This window comes from Sphingomonas sanguinis NBRC 13937 (assembly GCF_001591005.1).
Classification (GTDB): Bacteria; Pseudomonadota; Alphaproteobacteria; order Sphingomonadales; family Sphingomonadaceae; genus Sphingomonas; species Sphingomonas sanguinis.
In genome coordinates this window covers 166,930-189,493 of the sequence record NZ_BCTY01000001.1, presented here as the reverse complement: position 1 = coordinate 189,493, position 22,564 = coordinate 166,930, and the positions used below count along the sequence as shown (strand labels likewise).

The window sequence follows — 22,564 nt, the reverse complement described above, 5'->3', positions numbered from 1 at the left end:
GGGATCGTGCCATGAAAGGTTGGCACATCAAAGCGACCCGTAAGCCCCAAAATCTCGCCCCTTTTCTAATGGCGGAAGAGGTGGGATTCGAACCCACGGAACGGTTGCCCGCTCGCCGGTTTTCAAGACCGGTTCCTTAAACCACTCGGACACTCTTCCGTACCGTCAGCGCGCCTGCTGCTTACAATCTACTTACGGGCGTTCGCGCCCACAACCCCGACGTAGCGGCAGACCCGCAGAAATCCTCATCTTCTCACCGCGTCGGCCTTGAACCTCCAGTGGCTTTCAAGACCGGTGCCTTAAACCGCTCGGCCACTCTTCCCCGTGCGCGGTGGAGGTGCCTCTACGGCAAGCGGGCGGGCGAATCTACTGGGGATTATCGGCTATCGTCACGGCCGGAGCGCGGCTGGTTGTGCCTGGGTTGCGGTGGCGCGAGGTTCCGGCGGCGGCGTGGCTATGGCAAACAGGGTCCCATGTGGGGGACAATTACCCGGCGCGTGATGCGCCTCGGCTTCATTTCGACCTTGGCGATGCTGGTCGGCGGCGTACCGGCTCAGGCCCAGGACGAGGCCGGTTTCCAGAGCTATCTGCAACAGGTGCGCGGCACCGCGCTGGCCGATGGGGTGAGCCGCTCGACGCTGGACTCGGTCCTGCCGACGCTGACGCTCAACATGCGGGTGATCGAGCTGGACCGTCGCCAGCCCGGCGGCCCCGCCAATACCGGCTTCAGTCCCTTTGCGCCCTATAAGGCCGCGCACGTCGATGCGGCGCGGATCGGGCGCGGGCGGACCAAATATCTGGCGCAGCGCCCGCGCCTGTCGCGGATCGAGCGCGAGACGGGCGTGCCGGAATCGATCATGGTCGCCATCTGGGGCCATGAGACCAATTACGGTGCCTATACCGGCAATTTCGACCTGCTCCGCTCGCTCGCCAGCCTGGCCTATGAAGGGCGGCGGCGGCCGCTGTTCGAGGGCGAGTTCATCGCCGCGCTGAAGATGATGGACCGCGGCGTCACGCGCGACCAGCTGAAGGGTAGCTGGGCGGGGGCGACCGGCAATCCGCAATTCCTGCCCTCCATCTATCTGCGCCTCGCGCGCGATGGCGATGGCGACGGCCGGGCGGATATCTGGAATAGCGAGGCCGATACGCTGGCCTCGATCGGCAATTACTTCGTCAATGCCGGATGGCGGGCGGGCCAGCCCTGGGGCTTTGCGGTGACGATCCCGGCCGGGTTCGACCGCTCGATGGTCCGCAACCGGCTGGTCAGCCCACGCTGCCCGCGCGTGTTCGAGCGGCATAGCGGATGGCGCACCATCGCCGAGTGGCGCGCGATGGGCATCGTGCCGCAGGGCGCGGCCTGGCCGAACGACCAGGTGCTCGCCACGCTGATGGAGCCGGACGGGCCGGGGGCGACCGCCTATCTGCTGACCGGCAATTACCGGGTCATCCTGGATTACAACTGCTCGAATTTCTACGCGCTGTCCGTGGGATTGCTGGCCGATGCGATTGCGGGTTGAGCTGATCGCCCTGCTCGCCGCGCTCTGTGCGGCACCGGTCGCGGCGGCGGGGAAGGACGATGCGCCGTCGACGCCGCGTTACGGCCAGTATGACGCGACCGGGCGGGCGAGCTGGTATGGTCATGAGCTGGCCGGGCGGCGGACCGCGACGGGCAAGCGCTTCGACCCCGATGATGTGATGATCGCGCATCGCACCCTGCCGCTCGAATCGATGGTCGAGGTGACCGATGTCGATACCGGCCGCACGATCGTCGCGCGGGTCGGTGATCGCGGGCCGGGCCGGGGTGACCGGGTGGCGGACCTGTCGCTGGGCGCGGCGCGGCTGCTCGGCACCAACAAGCGGGCGGTGGCGCATGTCCGGCTGCGCGCGCTGGCGCCGGGCGGAGGTGCTCCCGGCCTGATCCTGGCGGGCGCAACGGCGGTGGCGCCGATCGCCAAGCCCATCGCCCTCGATCCGCAAGCCCTTTACCGCGTGCAGCTCGGCAGTTTTTCCAGCCATGACCGGGCCGTGGCGCTCGCCCGCCGGTTCGACGCGCGGGCCCGTGCGGCGGGACGTCTCTGGCGCGTCGAGCGATCGGGCATGAATGCCGATTCCGCCAAAGCCCTGCGTGACGCGGCGGTTCAGGCCGGTTATGAAGACGCCCGCATCCTGCATCAGGATTGACCTCCCGGCTCCCTTTGGTCACGGAACACCCATGAAGACCCTGTACGCATCTTTTGCCGCTCCGCTCGCCCTGATCGCGCTCGCCACTCCTTCGATCGCGGCCGCTCCCGCCTTCGATACGCCCGCGCCGGTCGCGTTCATGAAGGACCTGTCCTCGGGCGCGATCCTGTTCCAGCGGGATGCCGATCGCCGCATGCCCCCGGCGTCGATGGCGAAGATGATGACCGTCTACGTCGCCTTCGACCTGGTGAAGAAGGGCCAGTTGAAGCTCAGCGACATGGTCACCGTGCAGCCGGAGACGTGGAAGAAGTGGCACGGGCCGCAGGCGGGTTCGACCATGTTCCTGTCGCCCGGTGAGCAGGTCAGCGTCGCGAACCTTCTCTATGGTATCGTCACCCTGTCGGGCAACGACGCCTGCGTCGTCCTGGCCGAGCATATCGCGGGCACCGAGCAGAATTTCGTCGAGCGGATGAACCGCACCGCCAAGCAGATCGGCCTGAACAACAGCCATTTCGGCACCTCGAACGGTTGGCCCGATGGCGGCGTGACCTATGTCACCGCCCGCGACCTCGCCGACTTGGCCGAACATACGATCCAGGACTTCCCGCAGCTCTACAAGCAGTTCTATTCGCGTCGTGATTTCTCCTGGGGCAAGACGATGGGCGGCAACGCCATCACCCAGGCGAACCGCGATCCGCTGCTGGGTCGCGTGGCGGGTGCCGATGGCCTGAAGACCGGTCACACCGAAGAGGCAGGCTATGGCTTCACCGGCTCGGCCGAGCAGAATGGTCGCCGTCTGGTGATGGTGATGGCTGGCCTGAACAGCTTCGGCGCGCGGGCCGAGGAGTCGGTGAAGTTCATGAATTGGGGCTTTCGCGCATGGCAGGCCAAGCCGGTCGTCGCCAAGGGCAAGAAGGTCGCCGATGCCGAGGTTCAGATGGGATCGTCGAGCAGCGTCGGCCTGGTCGCGCCGCGCCAGCTGACCGTGACGCTGCCCGCAGGTCTCGACCCCGCGATCAGCGCCAAGGTCGTCTATCAGGGCCCGATCAAGGCGCCGATCAAGGCGGGCCAGCATATCGCCGATCTGGTCGTCAGCTCGCCCGACATGCCCGCGCAGCGCCTGCCGCTGGTCGCCGACAAGGATGTGAGCGAGGCGGGCTTTTTCGGCCGCGCCTGGGCCGGGCTGACCTCCTTCTTCGGTTGATCCGCCCGTGAACCTGCCGGTCGGCAATGACGCGGCCCAGGCCGCCTTTGCCGCAGCGCTGGGCGGCGCGAAGCTGCACCACGCCTGGCTGATCGCCGGGCCGGAGGGCGTGGGCAAGGCCAGCTTCGCGCGCGCCGCCGCCACCCGCCTGCTCGCGCGGGCGACCGGGGCGGGGGCGATGCCGCCTGGGCTGGCGGTGCGGGAGGATCATCCGACCGCAAAGCTGATGGCGGCGGGGTCGCATCCCGATTTCCGGGTCATGGCGCGGCTGCCCAAGGATGCCGAGAAGCCGGATCAGGACCTGGCACGCTCGATCACCATCGCGCAGGTCCGCACGCTCCAGCCGATGTTCGCGACCGCGCCCGCCATGGGCCCGGCGCGGGTCGTCCTGATCGATGCGATCGACGATCTGGAGCGAGGTGGGGCAAACGCGCTGCTGAAGAATCTGGAGGAGCCGCCTGCGGGGACGGTGTTCCTGCTCGTCAGTCATGCGCCGGGCCGGTTGCTGCCGACGATCCGTTCGCGGTGTCGGTTGCTCCGCTTTGAGCGATTGGCGGACGATGATGTCGCGCGGGTGTTGCGCCAGCAATTGCCCGAGGCGGAGGAAGACGAGATCGCCTCGCTCGTGGCGGTGGCGGATGGCGCGCCGGGCCGGGCCTTGCGTTTCGCCGGGCTCAACATCGCTGGGCTGGACAGTGCCATTGCCCGGATCGCGGAGACCGGCGATCCAGGCAATGCCGAGCGGGTGAAGCTGGCCAAGGCGCTGGCGGGCAAAGCCGCGCAGGCCCGATACGAGGCATTTCTGGACCGGGTTCCTGCGTTCATCGCAGGCCGCGCGCGGGGACGATCGGGATCGGGCTTGAAGGTGGCGCTGGATGCTTACGCCGCGGCCCAGGACCTGGCGGGGGCGGCGCGAGGGCTGTCGCTCGATGCGCAGGGCACGGTGTTCGAGATGGCGGGGATCATCGCGACATTGCGGTGATGTGCCCCTACGGATGGGCCTTACAGGCCCACCCGCTCGAAATGGCCGGCCTCGAACCCATGGATGGCCAGTTCGGCGATCCGCGCTGCGACCACTTCCGGAGCCTTCACTGACGCCGGGTCTTCGCCCGGATAGGCCTTGGCCCGCATCTGGGTGCGCGTCGCGCCCGGATCGACGATGGCGGTGCGGATCTTGCTGATCTCCGCCGTCTCGTCGCCATAAGCGGCAAGCAGCGTCTCGAACGCCGCCTTGGACGCGCCGTACGCACCCCAATAGGCTCGTGGCTTGCGCCCCACGGAAGAGGTCACACCGATCACCCGCGCCGCTGCCGACTGCCGAAGCATCGGGTCGAAGGCGGAGATGAGCGCCGCCTGCGCGCTGACGTTCAGGGTCAGGACGCGGGCGAACTCCTTGGGATCGACCGCGGGCACGGCGGCCAGCGAGCCGAGCATCCCGGCGTTCAGGACCATGACGTCCAGCGCCTGCCAGCGTTCGCCGATCGCGGCGGCGAGACGGCCGATCGACTCATTTTCGGCCAGGTCGAGCGGCGCGATGGTTGCCGAGCCCCCGGCGTTGAAGATCGTCTCCTCGACCTCTTCCAACCCCTTGGGGCTACGCGCGGTCAGGACCACATGCGCCCCCGCCGCGCCCAGCGCAATAGCGGTTGCCGCGCCGATACCCCGGCTGGCCCCGGTGACCAGCGCCAGCTTGCCGTCGAGCGGACCCGCCATCAGGCTACCCGCTCGGCCAGCATCGCGAATTGGTCGACCGTCGAGCTTTCGTCATGGTCGGTCAGCGTGGTCGGATAGTCGCCGGTGAAGCAGGCGTCGCAATAGCTGGGCTTGTCGCCGCGCGCCGCGTTCAGCGCCTTGTACAGCCCCTCGATCGACACGAAGGACAGGCTGTCGGCATGGATGAAGTCGGTCATCCCGCCCAGGTCCAGCTTGGCGGCGAGCAGCTTGGCGCGCTCCGGCGTGTCGACGCCGTAGAAGCAGGAGTGGCGCGTCGGCGGGCTGGCGATGCGCATATGAACCTCGGCCGCGCCCGCTTCGCGCATCATCTGCACGATCTTCAGGCTGGTGGTGCCACGTACAATCGAATCGTCGATCAGGACGACCTTCTTGCCCCGGATCAGCGCGCGATTGGCGTTGTGCTTCAGCTTGACGCCCAGATGGCGAACCTTGTCGCCCGGCTGGATGAAGGTACGGCCGACATAATGCGAGCGGATGATCCCCAGCTCGAACGGAATGCCCGAGGCCTGGGCATAGCCGATCGCGGCGGGGACGCCGGAGTCGGGCACCGGGATGACGAGATCGGCATCGACCGGCGCTTCCAGGGCCAGCTGCGCACCGATTTCCTTGCGCACCGAATAGACCGACTGGTCGCCCGCGATCGAATCGGGGCGGCTGAAATAGACCCACTCGAAGATGCAGGGGCGGGCATCGACCGCCTGGAAGGGGTGGATCGAGCGGATTTCGGTGCCCTGCACGATGACCAGCTCGCCGGGCTCGACTGCACGCTCGAAGGTCGCGCCGCACACGTCGAGCGCCACCGTCTCCGACGCGAAGATCACCGCGCCGTCCAGGCGGCCCATGACCAGCGGCCGGATGCCTAGCGGATCGCGGCAGGCGATCATGCCCTCGGGCGTCATCACGATCAGCGAATAGGCGCCCTCGACCTGCTTGAGCGCGTCGATGAACCGGTCGAGCAGGGTGCGATAGTTGGAGGTCGCGACGAGGTGGATGATCGTCTCGGTATCGCTGGTCGACTGGAAGATCGAACCGCGGCGGACGAGTTCGCGACGCAGCTTCATCGCATTGGAGATATTGCCGTTATGCGCGATGGCGAAGCCGCCGGTCGACAGGTCGGCATAGAGCGGCTGGACATTGCGCAGCGCGGTTTCGCCGGTGGTCGAATAACGGACATGGCCGCAGGCGACTTCGCCCGGCAGGCCACGGATCACGTCGTCACGGTCGAAATTGCCCGCGACATGGCCCATCGCGCGGTGGGTGTGGAACAACGTGCCGTCGAAGCTGGTGATGCCAGCCGCTTCCTGCCCGCGATGCTGGAGCGCATGAAGGCCGAGCGCGGTCAGCGCGGCCGCGCCGCTGGCGCCGGACACGCCGAAAATGCCGCATTCCTCGCGGAGTTTGTCGTCGTCGAAGGGGTTGGTGGTCAGCATGGGAGAGGCGCTCGCAACGTTCGCAACTAAGGGGCAGACGGGGCGCATATAGGAATGTGATCCGGGTTTGTCGCCTGTTTGTCATCATCGCCCGGATCATTTTCGCAGACGCTGCGTTTCGGAGGCCCGAAAGCAGGAGATGCCATATGGCGCGCGATCATGGGCCGCAGATCAAGGACGACGCCCTGTACGAGGAACTGCGCAAGCAGGGCGAATCCAAGGAAAAAGCGGCGCGCATTGCCAACGCAAAGGCCGAGGGCACGCTGGAACATCGCTCGACGCATCTGGAGGATCGCACCAAGGACGATCTGATGAAGAAGGCGCGCAAGATCGGCATTGCGGGGCGCTCGAAGATGAACAAGGCGGAGCTGGTCGAGGCGATTCGCGGTCACGGTTGACCGGCGGTGGATGACTTCCGCCCCGTTCCGCTTTAATCTGAGCGGATGGCCGACAAACGCGATACCGGGCTGACGCTCGATCCTAAATTCGATTCCAACGGATTGCTGACCGCGATTGCAACCGACCGCGCGAGCGGCGAGTTGCTGATGGTCGCGCATATGAATGCCGAGGCGCTGGCAGCGACGCGGGCCAGTGGCGAGGCGCATTTCTGGTCGCGGAGCCGAGGGCGGCTATGGAAGAAGGGCGAAACGTCGGGCCATGTCCTGCGCGTCGTCGAGATGCGGATCGATTGTGACCAGGATGCGCTCTGGCTGATCTGCGAACCGGCGGGGCCTGCCTGTCACACCGGCGCACGGAGCTGCTTCTTTCGCCGGATCGAGGGCGACGGACTGGCTCCGATCGCGTGAGACGCTCCGTCCTGGCGCTGGTGGCGACGCTGGTGCTCGCGGGTTGCGGGCAGGGTGCGGACAGCATCGATAATGCGGCGGGGGATCGGCTGGAGACGGCCAGTATCGCAGCGGGCCTGGTCGCCGATCCGGCCGCCGTGCCGCTCGATGGGATGTGGTCGCGCGATACCGACCGGATGTGCATTCTCCCCCGAGGGGCGAAAGACGGTGATCCGGTGCGGCGGATCGGCGTGGTGCTCGATTATGGCGAGGGGCAGGGATGCGTCGCTTCGGGAACGCTGGAGCGGTCTGGGGCTGAGTTGAAGGTCGCGCTCGGCGCGTGCCGTTTCAGTGCGCGCTTCGATGGCGACAGTATCCAGTTTCCCGCTGGGCTGCCGACCGAATGCAACGCGCTGTGCACGGGCCGAGCCACTTTGTCGGCGCTGATCGTCGAGCGGATCAGCACTTCGGTCGCAGAGGCGCGCACGTTGCGCAGTCCCGGCGGCAAGGCGCTGTGCGTCGATTGACGTTCACGTAAAGGGCATATAGCGTTTGTGCCATGACCAAGGTCGCCGCCTCCGCCGAACCGCCGCCCCGCGCCGATCGCGACGATTATTCGATCACCGAATTGTGCAGCGAATTCGGCGTGACCGCGCGTGCGCTGCGCTTCTACGAGGATGAAGGGCTGATCTCGCCGGAGCGGCGCGGCACACAGCGCATCTATTCGCAGCGGGACCGGGCGCGGCTCGCCTGGATCTTGCGCGGCAAGCGCGTGGGGTTCAGCCTCGCCGATATCCGCGAGATGATCGACCTGTACGACCTGGGCGACGGTCGCCGCCAGCAGCGCGAGGTCACCATCGCCCGCTGCACCGCCAAGATCGAAACGCTCGAGGCGCAAAAGCGCGATATCGACGCCGCGATCGCCGAGCTGACCGAGTTTGTCGCGCTGGTCGCATCACACCGGGAATAGGGCGGGGCGCAGTCGGGGCGAGGGCGGTGATGGCCTCTCATCGGCTTATGACTGCACCCCGGCCTTCGCCAGGAAGGGCGTAAACTTTCGGCTGTACAGCCCTGCCCTATAGCGGGGGCGTTTTGGGTTTGGCCTCCGCTGGCGTCGTGCTGGCGCGACGGACTCCGGTTAATTCGTCCGCAGGGGTCGGTGTCGGCGTTGGACTAGGCTGCGGTGTTGGAGCGACTGCTGGTGCGATCGTCAGGGGCATCCGCTTCATACAGCGTGGCCCCTTGAACGCCGGATAGATAGCGCAATTCCACAGCGTGCGCTCCAGCCCGATCCCGGCATCGCGGAAATAGCTGAAGGCCATCGTCTCCATCTGGGCCTGATTGAGCGGCACCGAGGAGGCCGTTGCGGCGGCGTCCCGCCATGCCATGATCGTGCAATGCTTGCGCGGGCCACACAGGGTCGTAGCCAGAGCCGGGAAACCGTCGGGCGAAAGTCCGGCGGGCAGGGTGATGAGGAAGGTGTCGGGCTCGCCGGCCAGCGGCGCCATGCTCCCCGTCGCGACCGCCCCCTCGGCCAACGCAGCGCCCGCTTCGTCGCTGGCATCCGCCCCCGCCCGGTGCGCGGGCGAGAAGGGGGCCAGATGCTCGATGACCGGCTCGCCCGGCACCAGATGTCGGTTGAAGGCGGGCGGCGTGCCCCACCAGCCGGACCAGCGGAAGAACAAATGGCTGCCGACACGGGCGACCTTGTCCAGGCTCGCCTGCCAATAGGGGACGACCCAGTCGGTATGGTAATGGGTCGCATGGCCGACCGGGCGGAATACCTTGCCGTTCAGCGCCATCGCCGCGATCTCGCGAGCGCGGGTCCAGGCGGCTTCCGGCGGCTGCCACTTGGTCAGCGCGCCGTCGCAGGAGAAAGTGAACTGGCAACCGGTCGTGCGGTCCTGCCCCTCGAACACCACGCCGCACACCGTCTTGGGGAAGGCGGGATGGCGCAGGCGGTTGAGGACGACCTGCGCCACCGCCTGCTCACCCTTGGCATCGTCGCCCGCCTCGTACAGCACGCCCGCCGCCAGGCAGTCGAGCGCGCGGGCCTTGTCCTCCGGCGCCCCGCGATAGACGAAGGGGCGCGCCGCCGGGTTTGGATCGGTCGAAAAGGGGACGCCTTCATTATAGGCGCGTGCTTCGTCCGGGGTCATGTCGATGAACGACACCGGCTCGACCGGGGGCAGTTCGGCTGGCGGCACGACGCGCGGAGCCTGCCGCAGCCGCTCGATGGCGGCGCGGTGCGCCTTGGGGATGGTCGGCGCGTTCGCTACGAGCAAAGCCGGTACGACGCTGGCCGTACTGGCGATGGCAAACAGTGCCGCGCGGATGCCGCCGCGCGGCCGATCAGCGGTGCTCACTGTTCGGGCAGGAAGTCCGGCACCGACAGGTAACGCTCGCCCGTGTCATAGTTGAAGCCGAGCACGCGTACGCCTTCGGGCAGGTCGGGCAGCTTCTGCAGGATCGCGGCGAGTGTCGCGCCCGACGAGATGCCGACCAGTAGCCCTTCTTCGCGCGCCGAGCGGCGGGCCATGTCCTTGGCGACATTGGCATCGACCTCGATCACGCCGTCGATCGCCTGGGTGTGGAGATTGGCGGGGATGAAGCCCGCGCCGATGCCTTGGATCGGGTGGGGACCCGGCTGGCCACCCTGGATGACCGGCGAGGCGGCGGGCTCGACCGCATAGACCTTGAGGCCGGGCCATTCCTTCTTCAGCGTCTCGGCGACGCCAGTGATGTGGCCGCCGGTGCCGACCCCGGTAATGATGACGTCGATCGGCGAATCGCGAAAGTCGTTCAGGATTTCCTGCGCGGTCGTGCGGACATGCACGTCGATATTCGCCGGGTTCTCGAACTGCTGCGGCATCCAGGCGCCGGGCGTCTCGCGCACGATCTCCAGCGCGCGTTCGATCGCGCCCTTCATACCCTTTTCACGCGGCGTTAGATCGAAGGTCGCGCCATAAGCCAGCATCAGGCGACGCCGCTCGATCGACATGGATTCGGGCATTACCAGGATCAGCTTGTAACCCTTGACCGCCGCGACCATCGCCAGGCCGACGCCGGTATTGCCGCTGGTCGGCTCGACGATGGTGCCGCCGGGCTTTAGCTCGCCGCTGGCTTCCGCCGCCTCGATCATCGCCAGCGCGATGCGGTCCTTGATCGATCCGCCGGGGTTGGAGCGTTCCGACTTGATCCAGACCTCCGATCCGGGGAACAGCCGCTGGATCTTCACATGCGGCGTGTTGCCGATCGTCTCCAGGATGGTGTTGGCCTTCATGGCTTGGCTTCTCCGTGGCTAGGTTCGGTTGCAAGGATTTCAGGAGGATCAAAGGTTCGCGCTCGCCGGAGTTCCGGGAACAGTCGCGACCAGAGCAGCGTGACGCCGATCGCACCCAGTCCGCCGAACACGACCGCCCCGACGGGGCCGAGGATCGAGGCCATGACCCCGCTCTCGAACTCGCCCAGCTCGTTGGAGGCGGAGATGGTCAGCTGCGACACGGCGCTCACCCGGCCACGCATGGCATCGGGGGTGTGAAGCTGGATCAGCGACTGGCGGACATAGACCGACACCATGTCCGCGCCGCCCGCGCAGATCAGTGCGGCGAGGCTGAGGAGGAAGGCGGGATGGATGAAGATATTCGTACCGCCCAGCGCCAGCGTACCCGTGCTCAACCCTAGCGCGCCGGTGATGTGGCTGGCGATGCCGAAGGTCAGGATCGACAGGCCGAACACGACGACCGCGATCAGCATCTTCACGCCGACATTCTGCGTCATCGGCTTGAACGAGAACCAGATGGCGGTCGAGGCCGCGCCGATCCCCATGCCCGCCGCCAGCACGCCCAGCCCCTGCGACCCGACATGCAGGATGTCACGCGCATAGACCGGCAGCAGCGAGGTCGCGCCTGCGAGCAGCACCGCGAACAGATCGAGCGTGATCGCCGCCTGCACCAGCCGGTTGCGGCGGACATAGCTGAACCCCTCGACGATTCGGGCCAGCGGGCGATGGTCGGTCTGTACAGGCGGCTGCGGCACCGGGCCGATCAGGAAGATGCAGACCAGGGCGACGGCGAACAGCAGAGTTGCGACGCCGTAGGCGAATTCGGGATGCACCGCATAGAGCAGGCCACCGACGCTCGGCCCCGCGATGGTGCCGACCTGCCACGCGATCGAACTGACCGCGATGGCGGTGGGCAGGCTCTCGCGCGGCACCAGATTGGGGGCCAGGGAGGAATAGGCTGGCCCTGAAAAGGCGCGTGCGATGCCGAAGGCGACGGCGGCGGTGAAGAGCGCCGCCAAGCTCAGATGCCCCGTCCGGGTCAGCAGCCAGAGCGATGCGGCCGTCAGGACCAGGAGTGCGGTTGTCGCCCGCACGATCCAGCGGCGGTCGACGCTGTCGGCGACCAGCCCGGTGATCGGGGTCAGGAGGAACAGCGGCACGAACTGCGCGAAACCGATCATGCCCAGCATGAAGGCGGCCTGGCGCACGTCCATCGTCTCGCGCGCCAGGTTATAGACCTGCCATCCGATGACGATCGACATGGCGGAGACGGCAATGGTTCCGCTGAACCGCGACAGCCAATAGCTGCGGAAATTGGCGATGCGGAACGGGTGTAGGGGTTTGTCCATGGTTGACGCGCGTTGTAGGCTGTGGTTCGCCGACAAGGCAACCGAGGCAAAGCTATTCTCCCCTAAATTCCCGCTGTCTGGGTGGGAATTCAAAGGGGGAATTGAGTTTCCTGACAAAGCGCGCCAATAGGCTCGCATCCTTCCCTAACGGAAACAAAGGTGTTCCCGACTGTGGCAAAAGCTCCAAGCCGTACCAGCGAGCCCCCCATTCCCAATCGGGAGCGTCCCGCCGAACCGCAACCGTTCCAGGCTACCAAGGAACAGTTGCTGGATTTCTACAAGCAGATGCTCCTGATCCGCCGCTTTGAAGAAAAGGCGGGTCAGCTCTATGGCCTCGGCCTGATCGGCGGTTTCTGCCACCTGTATATCGGCCAGGAGGCCGTGGCGGTGGGTCTCCAGTCGGCGCTCGACGGCGACAAGGATTCGGTGATCACCGGATATCGCGACCATGGCCACATGCTGGCTTACGGCATCGATCCCAAGGTCATCATGGCCGAGCTTACGGGGCGTGCCGCCGGCATCTCCAAGGGCAAGGGCGGGTCGATGCACATGTTCTCGACCGAGCATAAGTTCTATGGCGGCCATGGCATCGTGGGCGCGCAGGTGTCGCTGGGCACCGGCCTGGCGTTCGGGCACAAGTACAGCAATGACGGCGGCGTCTGCCTCGCCTATTTCGGCGATGGCGCGGCCAATCAGGGCCAGGTGTACGAGAGCTTCAACATGGCCGAGCTGTGGAAGCTCCCGATCATCTTCGTGATCGAGAACAACCAGTATGCCATGGGCACCGCGGTGAACCGCGCCTCGTCCGAGGACCAGCTGTATCGCCGTGGCGAAAGCTTCCGCATCCCCGGCATCCAGGTCGACGGCATGGACGTGCTGGCCTGTCGCGGTGCGGCCGAAGAAGCGCTGGCCTGGGTCCGCGCGGGCAAGGGCCCGGTGATCCTGGAGATGAAGACGTATCGCTATCGCGGTCACTCCATGTCCGACCCCGCCAAGTATCGCAGCCGCGAGGAAGTGCAGGGCGTGCGCGACAAGTCCGACCCGATCGATCACGTCAAGAAGCTGCTGGAGGCGCAGGGCGTCACCGAGGCCGATCTGAAGGTCCTGGAGCAGGACATCCGCAAGACGGTCAACGAAGCGGCGGACTTCGCCGAGCAGACCCCCGAGCCCGATGTGGCTGAACTCTACACTGAAGTGCTGGTGGAGCGTTACTAAGATGGCGATCGAGATCAAGATGCCGGCCCTTTCCCCGACCATGGAAGAGGGCACGCTCGCCAAGTGGCTCGTGAAGGAAGGCGATACGGTCAAGTCCGGCGACATCATGGCCGAGATCGAGACCGACAAGGCGACGATGGAATTCGAGGCCGTGGATGAGGGCGTGATCGCCAAGATCCTGGTCGCCGAAGGCACCGACAATGTGAAGGTCGGCACCGCCATTGCGCTGCTGGCCGAAGAGGGCGAGGACGTCGCGTCCGCCGCCGCTTCGGGTTCGCGTTCGGGCGATGCGGCCAACGCCGCGCCGAAGAACGAGGCGACCGACCACAACGCCCCGCCAATGCCGGAAGGTGCCGCCGCCGCCGAGCAGGAAAGCGGCACGCAGAAGCTGGTCGCTAGTGCGGAGCAGGAAGCGCCCGCCTCGCCGGAGATTCCGGAAGGCACCGAGATGGTGAAGTTGACCGTCCGTGAAGCGCTGCGCGATGCGATGGCCGAGGAAATGCGCGCCGACGACCGCGTCTTCGTGATGGGCGAGGAAGTTGCCCAGTATCAGGGCGCGTACAAGGTGACGCAGGGCCTCCTGGACGAGTTCGGCGACCGCCGCGTGATCGACACGCCGATCACCGAATATGGCTTTGCCGGTGTCGGCACGGGTGCGGCCATGGGCGGCCTGCGCCCGGTGATCGAGTTTATGACGTTCAACTTCGCCATGCAGGCGATCGACCACATCATCAACTCGGCCGCCAAGACCAATTACATGTCCGGCGGTCAGATGCGCTGCCCGATCGTGTTTCGTGGTCCCAACGGTGCCGCCAGCCGCGTCGGCGCGCAGCACTCGCAGAACTACGGCCCGTGGTATGCCTCGGTCCCCGGCCTGATCGTGATCGCACCCTATGACGCGGCCGATGCCAAGGGCCTGCTGAAGGCCGCGATCCGTTCGGAAGACCCGGTCGTGTTCCTCGAGAACGAGCTGATGTACGGTCGTTCGTTCGACGTGCCCAAGCTCGACGATTTCGTCCTGCCGATCGGCAAGGCGCGGATCATGCGCGAGGGCAAGGACGTGACCCTGGTCTCCTACTCGATCGGTGTGGGCGTCGCGCTCGAAGCCGCCGAGAAGCTGGCCGCCGAGGGCATCGACGCGGAGGTCATCGACCTGCGCACGCTGCGTCCGCTCGACACCAAGACGGTGCTGAAGTCGCTCGCCAAGACCAACCGCCTGGTCGTGGTCGAGGAAGGCTGGCCGACCTGCTCGATCGCGTCGGAAATCACCGCCGTGGTGATGGAAGAAGGGTTCGACGACCTCGACGCGCCGGTGCTGCGCGTGACCAACGAGGACGTGCCGTTGCCTTACGCCGCCAACCTCGAAAAGCTGGCGCTGGTCGACGCGAACAAGGTCGTCGCGGCGGTCAAGAAGGTGACCTATCGCGGCTAAGCGACGGGTTCTTCTGTAGAGAAATGGGGCCTTCCGGGTGATCGGGAGGCCCTTTTTCATGGGCGCGACCTGTGCGAAGGGCGGGACATGACCGATATGCCCCGCGCCGATCCCCAGCATCCCGCCGTCGAAGCGGTGATGCGCGAACAGGCGCTGGCGGTGGGCTACGCGCCCGCGTCGGCACGCGAGGGGTTCGCGGCGCTGCTCGATCTCGACCACCAACTCGCCTCGATCTTGCAAAGCACGACCGAGCCGATGATCGGCCAGATGCGGCTGACCTGGTGGTATGAGGCGCTGGAGAAGCTCGACCGCGAGCCTGCACCGGCGCATCCGGTGTTGCAGCGGCTGGCGGCGTCGGTGCTGCCCGTCGGGGTCCGGGGGGCGGACCTGGCCCCGATGATCGAGGGGTGGGAGGCGCTGCTTGATGATGGTGAGGCGTTGGACGACGAGCGTATCGCGCGTCATGCCGATATGCGCGGGGGCGTATTGTTCGTAAGCGTCGGGCGGTTGCTCGGGCAGTCTGGTATCGAGCCGCTAGGGGCGGCATGGGCCAGAGCCGATCTGGCGAAGCATGTTTCCGATGAAGCGACCCGCACGCGGATCGGGGCTGCGGTTCTGTCGGACTTGGACGCGATACTGGCGTCGAAATCATCCAAGCCGGTTCGGGGTTTGAGTGGATTGGCCATTTTGGCCCGCGAAAGCCTGCGCTACCCGGATCGTCTGCCCGGCCACCCGATGCGCGCCGCGCGATTGGCGTGGCACGGTTTGATGGGGCGCTGATCAGTATAATCAAAACACAGGCCGTACCCCGGCGAAGGCCGGGGTCCAGTTGCTCTGCCTTATCGACGGCGCAGGGCATTTGCCTCTTCGCCGATCCATGGCGCGCCATAAGCCGCATAGTAACCGTACCCCGGCCTTCGCCGGGGTACGGCTGGAGAGGCGGGTGTCGGCAATCCCGTTGGATCTGAGCGAAGTCGAAGGCCAAGGAAATCGCCTTGCCGCCCATGCCTAACCCCGGTTAACCATAAAATTGTCTGACGGGGGAGACGAAACCGATGTGGCGCTATTTGGCCGGTGGGTTGGGCACGCTGGTACTGGTGGGGGCAGGGTTATTCCTATGGGGTAGCCGATCCGACACGCCGTCGCCGCTCCCCGCCGCAAGCGCCGCAACGGCGGCTTTCCCGCAAACCGTCGAGGACGACGCGCCCTTGCCCGAAGCCTCCGCCCGGACGCGCGAGCAGAAGCGCTTCGACCGGTACGACAAGGACCGCGACGGCACGATCACGCGCGAGGAATATCTGGCCGCGCGGCGTAAGGCCTATGCCAAGCTGGACCGCGATGGCGACGGCAAGCTGTCCTTCGACGAATGGGCGATCAAGGCCACGACCAAATTCGCCACCGCCGACCGGGACAAATCGGGCGCGATGACCGCGGCCGAGTTCGCCACCACCGCCGTCAAGCGTCGACCGGCTGCTCGGCGGGACTGTCCTCCGGCACGAACGGCACCGGCTGAGGCACCGGAGGCGGCCCCGGCGGAAGAGAGTTGAGCCAGCCGGGCAGCGCCTCACGTGCGCGGTCGGTGTACATCCGCTTGCGGTCGGCCTTCTTGGTCCGGCCGGGGATCGGCGGGAACAGGCCGAAATTGACGTTCATCGGCTGATAGGTCTCGGCCTCGGCCAGCCCGGTGATATGACCGAGCAGCGCGCCGAGCGCCGTCTCGACCGGCGGCGGCGCGATGGTCTTGCCGGTCAGTTCGGCGGCGGCGAAACGTCCGGCGAGTAGGCCGATTGCTGCGCTCTCGATATAGCCCTCGCACCCCGTGATCTGGCCCGCGAAGCGCAGATTCGGTCGCGACTTCAGCCGCAGCGTCGCGTCGAGCAACTCGGGCGAGCGGATGAAGGTGTTGCGGTGCAGGCCGCCCAGCCGCGCGAACTCGGCCTTTTCCAGACCCGGAATGGTGCGGAAGATGCGGATCTGCTCGGCATATTTCAGCTTGGTCTGGAAACCGACGATGTTCCACAGCGTGCCCGCCGCATTGTCCTGTCGCAGCTGGACGACGGCATAGGGCCAGCGGCCGGTGCGCGGATCGTCCAGCCCGACGCCCTTCATTGGCCCGAAGCGCAGCGTCTCGACCCCGCGTTCGGCCATCACCTCGACGGGCATGCAGCCATCGAAATAGGGCGTGTCCTTTTCCCACTCGCGGAACTCGGTCTTCTCACCGTCGAGCAGCGCCTGATGGAAGGCGTAATACTGCTCCTTGTCCATCGGGCAGTTGATGTAATCCTTGCCCGTGCCCTTGTTCCAGCGGCTTTGGAACCAGGCGACGTCCATGTCGATCGACTCGCGGTGGACGATGGGCGCGATCGCGTCGAAAAAGGCCAGCGCCTCCGCGCCGGTCGCCTCGCCGATGCCACCCGCCAGCGACGGCGCGGTCAGCGGGCCGGTGGCGATGATCGCAGGCCCATCGGGCAACGCATCGATCCGTTCGCGAACGATAGTGACGTTGGGATGCGCCTCCAGCGCGGCCGTCACCCCGCCCGAAAAGCCGTCCCGGTCGACCGCCAGCGCCGAGCCCGCAGGCACCGCATGGACATCGCCCTTGGCCATAATGATCGAGCCGAGCGCGCGCATCTCCTGATGCAGTAGGCCAACCGCGTTGGAGGTCGCGTCATCCGAACGAAAGGAGTTGGAGCAGACCAGCTCCGCCAGGTCGCCGCCATGATGGGCAGGCGTGGTCTCCGCCCCGCCGCGCATTTCGGACAGGCGCACCTTCAGCCCGGCCTCGGCCAGCTGCCACGCGGCTTCCGAGCCCGCGAGCCCGCCGCCGATCACATGAATGTCATAAGTCATCGCGCCGCCTTAAACCCGGACGGCTCCGGTTGGAAGGACTTGGCGTGTCGGACGCGGCTCCCCAAGTCGGTGACATGACCACCATCTTCACCATCGGGTATGAGGGGGCGACCGTCGACGGCTTCCTCGCGACGCTGAAATCGGCCGGGGTCGAGCGATTGATCGATGTCCGCGCGCTGCCCCTCTCACGGCGACCCGGCTTTTCTAAGTCATCGCTGGCCGCCGCGCTGAAGGAGGTCGGCATCGACTATGTCCATCTGAAGGATCTGGGCACCCCCAAGCGCGGACGCGATGCGGCCAAGAAGGGCGACGTGGGGACACTTCGCGAAGTTTATGATGACCAACTTGCCTTGCCCGAAGCGCAGGCCGCCGCCGCGCGGATGCTCGATCTGGCGGGCGAGAAGCCGAGCGCGCTGCTCTGTTTCGAGCGCGATCCTTGTCATTGCCACCGGACGCTGTTGCTGGAGGCCGTCGGGCAGGGGGTGGCGGTCGTCGACCTCTACGTGTGACCGTTCAGGCGGCGACCGTCTGGATGAAATCGGCGGTGCGTGTGCGCAGTGTTTGAATGGTCTGGCCTAGCGCATCGGCCAGCGTCAGGAGCGCACCCGCATCCTCGTCGATCCGTGTCGCATCGGTCTCGATCTGGCGGACCTGCTGCCCGATCTGGCGGGCGGAGGCGACCGACTGGTCGACATTGGCGGCAATGGCGGTGGTTGCGATCCCCTGTGCCGCGACCGCCTGGTCGATCGAATGCGACAGCGTGCCGATGGCATCGACCGCGTGGTTGAGCTGGGACTGTTCGGCCAGCAGGGCGTGGAGATGCGTCTTCACCTCCGAGACATTCCGCGTCGCGTCCTGCGCGGCCTCGCGCGTCTGGCCGGCCAGCGCCTTCACCTCATGCGCGACCACGGCGAAGCCACGGCCCGCATCCCCGGCGCGCGCCGCCTCGATCGCGGCATTGAGCGCCAGCAGGTTGGTGCGAGCGGCCACGCTTTCGATCAAGGCGAGCAGCGTGTCGATGGCGGTCGCGCTGTCGGCCAGCGCGTTGGCGCGCCGATCGGTCACGGCAATCTGGTGACGGACCGTGTCGCGGATGTCGCGGGCCTGGTCCATGTCGCGGGTGATCGCGGCAAAGGTGTTCGCCAGACCGTGGCCGCGCGCGGCGATGTCGCCCAGCGCCTTGCCGGTGTCGCCCATCGCGTGGGTCATGCGTTCGGCCCCGGCATGGGTGTCGCTGGCATAGCCGCCCAGCTCGCGCGCCATGCGGCCCATGTCGCCGGTGGCGCGAAGCAGCGTGTCGGAGAGCGTCGCAACCTCCGCCATATAGGTCCGCGCGGCCACGTCCATGCGCTCCGACCGGGCAATGCGCTCGCGGGCCAGGGCCGTCTGGGCATCGGCGGCCTGCCGGGCCAAGGTCGCGGCATCCAGCGTCCCGGCGAAGCGTCCCTTGTCGGTCAGGATGAGCGCGTCGGGAGCGCCCCAATCGGCATGCAGCGCCAGCTTTACGGCGAGTGGCGCCTCTAGGTCGCAACAGGGATGGGTGCGGACATAGGCCGTCAGGCAGGACCCGAAATCCGGGTTCTGCAGCAGGGCATGGCCAAAGGGATTGTAGAGCAGCCCCTTTACATCCCGCTCCCGGATCGCCCCGACCGGTCGTCGTTCGGCGTCGAGAACCGGCAGCAGCCGCATGTCGGGATGCTGGCGAAACAGCGCGATGGCGGCGGTCAGCGATTCATCGTCGCCGATCACCGGGCACTCGGCCGTTTGCGGCCAGGTAGAGAAGACAGGCGGCTTCATCGCCCCGCTTCTCTACCGGCTAAGGGTAAACGCGATCTTAGGGTTTGGTGACGTTTCGATGACGAAACGTCTTTCAGCCCGTGATGGGCAACCGGACCGAACCATCCTCGTCGCGCTTCATCGGGCCATAAGCCACCACCGCGGATAACGGCAGGGGAGCGTAGAGGTGTGGGAAGAGCTGGCCGCCGCGGCTCTCCTCCCACTTCACCGCCTCGCCCATCGCCTCCAGATCGACGGCGGCGATGTGCAGGTCGGTCTGTCCGGCGAAGTGCTTGTCGACCGTCTCGGTCAGCTGGGCGGCGGTGGAGAGGTGGATATAGCCATCGGCCAGATCCACCGGAGCGCCCGTAAAGACGCCTTCCTGCTCCAGCACCGCCATCTGATCGGCGGTCAGCACCTTGTAGGCGGTGGCCGGGTGGCTCACTCGCCATCCTCCGGCCCGGCGGCCAGATTTTCGCCGATCTCTGCATCCGGCTCGGGCGCGATCTCGGGGGTGCCGTCGGCCAGGTTCATCTCGGCGTCCTCCTCGGTCTCCTCGATGCGCGCGGCCGAGACGACATGCTCGCCCGGCGCGACGTTGAAGAGGCGGAGACCGGCCGAGCCGCGCCCGATGACCCGCAAGGATGCGAGCGACATACGGATCAGCTTGGCCTGATCGGTCACCAGCATCAGCTGATGCCCCTTGGCCGCCGGGAAGCTGGCGACGACATCGCCGTTGCGGGCGATATTGTCGATGTTGGTGATGCCCTGACCACCGCGGCCCGTGCGGCGATATTCATAGGCCGAGGACAGTTTGCCATAGCCATTGGCGCAGACGGTCAGGATGAACTGCTCGCAATTGCGCAGCTCTTCATACCGCTCGACCGACAGCTCAGGCTCGCCTTCCTTCTCGCCCTTCCAGGGGGCGAAGCGGAGGTAAGCCTCACGCTCTTCCTGGGTGGTGCCGACCCGGTGCAGGACCGACAGCGAGATGACCTCGTCGCCGTCCTTCAGCGTGATACCGCGCACACCCGTCGAGGTACGGCTCTGGAACTCGCGCACATCGTCGGCGGCGAAGCGGATCGCCCGACCGCAACGGGTGGCGAGCAGCACATCGTCTTCGGCACCGAGCAGCGCGACGCCGATTAGCCGGTCCTCGCTCTCGTCGTCGAAGCGCATCGCGATCTTGCCGTTCGAGGGCACGTTGGTGAACGCATCCATTGAGTTGCGGCGCACCGCGCCCTTCGCGGTGGCGAACATGACGTGGAGCTTGCCCCACTCCGCTTCGTCCTCCGGCAGTGGGAGGACGGTCGAGATGACCTCACCCGGTGCCAGCGGCAACAGGTTGACCATCGGCCGTCCGCGCGTGGCCGGGCCGCCCTCGGGCAGGCGCCACACCTTGTAGCGATAGACCTTGCCATGATTCGAGAAGAACAGGACCGGTGTGTGCGTGCTGGTCACGAACAGCTCGGTGACGACGTCCTCGTCCTTGGTCGCCATGCCCGAGCGGCCCTTGCCGCCCCGGTTCTGCGCGCGGAAGGCATCGAGCGGGGTGCGCTTGATATAGCCCTGCATGGTCACGGTGACGACCATGTCTTCGCGTTCGATCAGGTCCTCGTCGTCGATGCCATCGGCGGCGGCGGCGATTTCCGAACGGCGCGGCGTCGCGAACTGGTCGCGGATGGCCACCAGCTCGCCGCGCATCACCTCGTACAGCTTCACGCGATTGGCGAGGATTTCGAGCAGCTCGGTGATCGAGTCCGCCAGCCCCTTCAGCTCGTCGCCGATTTCGTCGCGGCCCAGCGCGGTCAGGCGATGCAGTCGCAGGTCGAGGATCGCGCGAACCTGCGTCTCCGACAGGCGATAGGTATCGCCAAAGCCCTCATGCTCGACCGCCTCGACCAGACGGATATACTGGGCGATCTCGGCGATCGGCCATTCGCGGGCGAGCAGCGCCTCGCGCGCGGCGACGGGCGAGGCCGAACCCCGGATGATCCGCACCACCTCGTCCAGGTTCGTCACCGCGATGACGAGGCCCAGCAAGATGTGCGCCCGCTCGCGCGCCTTGGCCAGCTCGAACTTGGAGCGGCGGGTGATGACCTGCTCGCGGAACTGGACGAACGCCTGGATGATATCGCGCAGGTTCAGCAACTCAGGGCGGCCGCCGCGAATGGCGAGCATATTGGCCGGGAAGCTGGTCTGCGCGGGCGTATGGCGCCACAGCTGGTTGAGCACGACTTCGGGGGTCGCGTCGCGCTTCAGGTCGATGACGATGCGAACGCCTTCGCGGTTCGATTCGTCGCGAATGTCGCTGATCCCCTCGATCCGCTTTTCCTTGGCGGCCTCGGCGATCTTTTCAACGAGCGCGTTCTTGCCCTGCTGATAGGGGATTTCGGTGAGGACGATGGCCCGGCGATCGCCGCGCATCTCCTCAATCTCGTGGCGCGAGCGCACGATGATCGAGCCGCGCCCGGTCTGATAGGCCGAGCGTGCGCCCGAGCGGCCCAGGATCAGCGCACCCGTCGGGAAGTCGGGGGCGGGAACGATCTCGTTCAGTTCCTCGACCGTGATCGCGCCGTTTTCCATGTACGCAAGACAGGCGTTGACCACCTCGCCCAGGTTATGTGGCGGGATGTTGGTCGCCATGCCAACCGCGATGCCGCCCGCGCCGTTGACCAGCAGGTTCGGGTACTGGGCGGGCAGGACCGAGGGTTCGCGCTCCGAGCCGTCATAGTTGGGCTGGAAGTCGACCGTGTCCTTGTCGAGATCGTCGAGCAGCGAGTTGGCGACCTTGGCCAGACGCGCTTCGGTGTAACGCATCGCGGCGGGCGGATCGGGGTCCATCGATCCGAAGTTGCCCTGACCGTCGATCAGCGGCACGCGCATCGACCAGTCCTGCGCCATGCGGGCCAGCGCGTCGTAGATCGCGCTGTCGCCGTGCGGATGGTATTTACCCATCACGTCGCCGACGATGCGCGCCGACTTGCGGTACGGCTTGCCCGCGACGAAGCCGCTTTCGGCGGCCGAATAGAGGATACGGCGATGGACGGGCTTCAGGCCGTCACGCACGTCGGGCAGCGCGCGCGCCACGATCACGCTCATCGCATAGTCGAGATAGCTCGACTTCATCTCGTCGACGATGGAGATCGTCGAAATATCGGAAGGTTCCGCGAGGGTCGTCTCGTCGGCCAAAGTCTGTTGCTTTCCGGCTTGGTGGTCAGATGGGAATTGTCGTTTCTAGCCCAGCGGAAAGCGCCTGACCACCCCCGCGCACCGCCATTCGCGAGAGGCCGTTTGGGAGGAACGGCGGAGGCGTGGAAACGCG

22 protein-coding genes and 1 tRNA gene are annotated in these 22,564 nt (G+C 66.5%); 13 read left to right on the top strand and 10 right to left on the bottom strand.

Features of this window, described 5'->3' with window-relative positions; genetic code table 11:
* Positions 1-69: 69 nt before the first annotated feature.
* Positions 70-159, bottom strand: a tRNA-Ser gene (locus SSA01S_RS00865).
* A 341-nt stretch (positions 160-500) separates the two neighbouring features.
* Here SSA01S_RS00865 and SSA01S_RS00860 point away from each other — a divergent pair.
* From SSA01S_RS00860 to SSA01S_RS00845, 4 genes are read left to right on the top strand one after another with little or no spacing between them, the layout of a single operon-like run.
* Positions 501-1,517, top strand: coding sequence for a lytic murein transglycosylase (locus tag SSA01S_RS00860; RefSeq protein WP_061778766.1), 1,017 nt, complete (start codon positions 501-503; stop codon positions 1,515-1,517).
* Positions 1,501-2,181, top strand: coding sequence for a septal ring lytic transglycosylase RlpA family protein (locus SSA01S_RS00855; protein WP_061778765.1), 681 nt, complete (start codon positions 1,501-1,503; stop codon positions 2,179-2,181). Before SSA01S_RS00860 ends, SSA01S_RS00855 begins: the two co-directional genes overlap by 17 nt.
* Before the next feature lie 31 nt (positions 2,182-2,212).
* The gene (locus tag SSA01S_RS00850) at positions 2,213-3,385 is read left to right on the top strand and encodes a D-alanyl-D-alanine carboxypeptidase family protein (RefSeq protein ID WP_061778764.1); all 1,173 of its coding nucleotides are present in this window, start codon (positions 2,213-2,215) and stop codon (positions 3,383-3,385) included.
* Positions 3,386-3,392: 7 nt separating this feature from the next.
* Positions 3,393-4,367, top strand: a complete 975-nt coding sequence (locus SSA01S_RS00845; protein ID WP_061778763.1) for a DNA polymerase III delta subunit-related protein — start codon at positions 3,393-3,395, stop codon at positions 4,365-4,367.
* Positions 4,368-4,387: 20 nt separating this feature from the next.
* Here SSA01S_RS00845 and SSA01S_RS00840 read toward each other — a convergent pair whose 3' ends face one another.
* Positions 4,388-5,098 carry an SDR family NAD(P)-dependent oxidoreductase gene (locus SSA01S_RS00840; RefSeq protein WP_061778762.1) on the bottom strand — a complete coding sequence of 237 codons (711 nt, stop codon included), beginning with the start codon at positions 5,096-5,098 and terminating at the stop codon, positions 4,388-4,390.
* Entirely contained in the window at positions 5,098-6,549 is a 1,452-nt protein-coding gene (purF, locus tag SSA01S_RS00835; protein WP_170171568.1) for an amidophosphoribosyltransferase, read from the bottom strand. The genes SSA01S_RS00840 and purF overlap by 1 nt, the downstream gene beginning before the upstream one ends.
* A 146-nt stretch (positions 6,550-6,695) precedes the next feature.
* Between purF and SSA01S_RS00830 the strand changes: the two genes are divergently transcribed.
* From SSA01S_RS00830 to SSA01S_RS00815, 4 genes are read left to right on the top strand one after another with little or no spacing between them, the layout of a single operon-like run.
* A complete protein-coding gene (locus SSA01S_RS00830; protein ID WP_061778760.1) occupies positions 6,696-6,947 on the top strand; it encodes a Rho termination factor N-terminal domain-containing protein in 252 nt (83 codons plus the stop codon).
* Positions 6,948-6,992: 45 nt separating this feature from the next.
* Complete coding sequence (hisI, locus tag SSA01S_RS00825; protein ID WP_061778759.1) at positions 6,993-7,355, top strand: phosphoribosyl-AMP cyclohydrolase; 363 nt, start codon at positions 6,993-6,995, stop codon at positions 7,353-7,355.
* The gene (locus tag SSA01S_RS00820; RefSeq protein ID WP_061778758.1) at positions 7,352-7,861 is read left to right on the top strand and encodes a lipoprotein; all 510 of its coding nucleotides are present in this window, start codon (positions 7,352-7,354) and stop codon (positions 7,859-7,861) included. The genes hisI and SSA01S_RS00820 overlap by 4 nt, the downstream gene beginning before the upstream one ends.
* 32 nt (positions 7,862-7,893) lie before the next feature.
* Positions 7,894-8,304 (top strand): MerR family transcriptional regulator, encoded by a 411-nt coding sequence (locus SSA01S_RS00815; RefSeq protein WP_061778757.1) that lies wholly within the window; start codon positions 7,894-7,896, stop codon positions 8,302-8,304.
* A 106-nt stretch (positions 8,305-8,410) separates the two neighbouring features.
* Here SSA01S_RS00815 and SSA01S_RS00810 read toward each other — a convergent pair whose 3' ends face one another.
* From SSA01S_RS00810 to SSA01S_RS00800, 3 genes are read right to left on the bottom strand one after another with little or no spacing between them, the layout of a single operon-like run.
* Entirely contained in the window at positions 8,411-9,700 is a 1,290-nt protein-coding gene (locus SSA01S_RS00810) for a cell wall hydrolase (protein WP_061778756.1), read from the bottom strand.
* A complete protein-coding gene (gene cysK / locus SSA01S_RS00805) occupies positions 9,697-10,617 on the bottom strand; it encodes a cysteine synthase A (protein ID WP_058734035.1) in 921 nt (306 codons plus the stop codon). Before cysK ends, SSA01S_RS00810 begins: the two co-directional genes overlap by 4 nt.
* Positions 10,614-11,966 (bottom strand): MFS transporter, encoded by a 1,353-nt coding sequence (locus tag SSA01S_RS00800; RefSeq protein WP_061778755.1) that lies wholly within the window; start codon positions 11,964-11,966, stop codon positions 10,614-10,616. The genes cysK and SSA01S_RS00800 overlap by 4 nt, the downstream gene beginning before the upstream one ends.
* Before the next feature lie 171 nt (positions 11,967-12,137).
* Between SSA01S_RS00800 and pdhA the strand changes: the two genes are divergently transcribed.
* The 4 genes from pdhA (at position 12,138) to SSA01S_RS18955 (ending at position 16,160) form a co-directional block, all read left to right on the top strand.
* Complete coding sequence (pdhA, locus tag SSA01S_RS00795) at positions 12,138-13,181, top strand: pyruvate dehydrogenase (acetyl-transferring) E1 component subunit alpha (RefSeq protein ID WP_058734033.1); 1,044 nt, start codon at positions 12,138-12,140, stop codon at positions 13,179-13,181.
* A 1-nt stretch (position 13,182) separates the two neighbouring features.
* Entirely contained in the window at positions 13,183-14,613 is a 1,431-nt protein-coding gene (locus tag SSA01S_RS00790) for a pyruvate dehydrogenase complex E1 component subunit beta (protein ID WP_061778754.1), read from the top strand.
* Positions 14,614-14,700: 87 nt separating this feature from the next.
* A complete protein-coding gene (locus SSA01S_RS00785; protein WP_061778753.1) occupies positions 14,701-15,393 on the top strand; it encodes a squalene/phytoene synthase family protein in 693 nt (230 codons plus the stop codon).
* Between the two features lie 275 nt (positions 15,394-15,668).
* The gene (locus tag SSA01S_RS18955) at positions 15,669-16,160 is read left to right on the top strand and encodes an EF-hand domain-containing protein (RefSeq protein WP_082794848.1); all 492 of its coding nucleotides are present in this window, start codon (positions 15,669-15,671) and stop codon (positions 16,158-16,160) included.
* Here SSA01S_RS18955 and trmFO read toward each other — a convergent pair.
* Complete coding sequence (gene trmFO / locus SSA01S_RS00780) at positions 16,069-17,463, bottom strand: methylenetetrahydrofolate--tRNA-(uracil(54)-C(5))-methyltransferase (FADH(2)-oxidizing) TrmFO (RefSeq protein ID WP_061778752.1); 1,395 nt, start codon at positions 17,461-17,463, stop codon at positions 16,069-16,071. The genes SSA01S_RS18955 and trmFO overlap by 92 nt on opposite strands.
* Positions 17,464-17,537: 74 nt before the next feature.
* Between trmFO and SSA01S_RS00775 the strand changes: the two genes are divergently transcribed.
* Positions 17,538-17,972 (top strand): DUF488 domain-containing protein, encoded by a 435-nt coding sequence (locus SSA01S_RS00775; RefSeq protein WP_061778751.1) that lies wholly within the window; start codon positions 17,538-17,540, stop codon positions 17,970-17,972.
* Positions 17,973-17,976: 4 nt separating this feature from the next.
* Here the strand turns inward: SSA01S_RS00775 and SSA01S_RS19945 are convergent, their stop codons facing one another.
* The 3 genes from SSA01S_RS19945 to gyrA all read right to left on the bottom strand — a co-directional run bounded on the left by SSA01S_RS19945 (position 17,977) and on the right by gyrA (position 22,431).
* The gene (locus SSA01S_RS19945; protein WP_061778750.1) at positions 17,977-19,260 is read right to left on the bottom strand and encodes a methyl-accepting chemotaxis protein; all 1,284 of its coding nucleotides are present in this window, start codon (positions 19,258-19,260) and stop codon (positions 17,977-17,979) included.
* Positions 19,261-19,333: 73 nt separating this feature from the next.
* Entirely contained in the window at positions 19,334-19,639 is a 306-nt protein-coding gene (locus SSA01S_RS00765; protein WP_061778904.1) for a DUF952 domain-containing protein, read from the bottom strand.
* A 41-nt stretch (positions 19,640-19,680) separates the two neighbouring features.
* Positions 19,681-22,431 (bottom strand): DNA gyrase subunit A, encoded by a 2,751-nt coding sequence (gene gyrA / locus SSA01S_RS00760; protein WP_061778749.1) that lies wholly within the window; start codon positions 22,429-22,431, stop codon positions 19,681-19,683.
* Between the last annotated feature and the right edge of the window lie 133 nt (positions 22,432-22,564).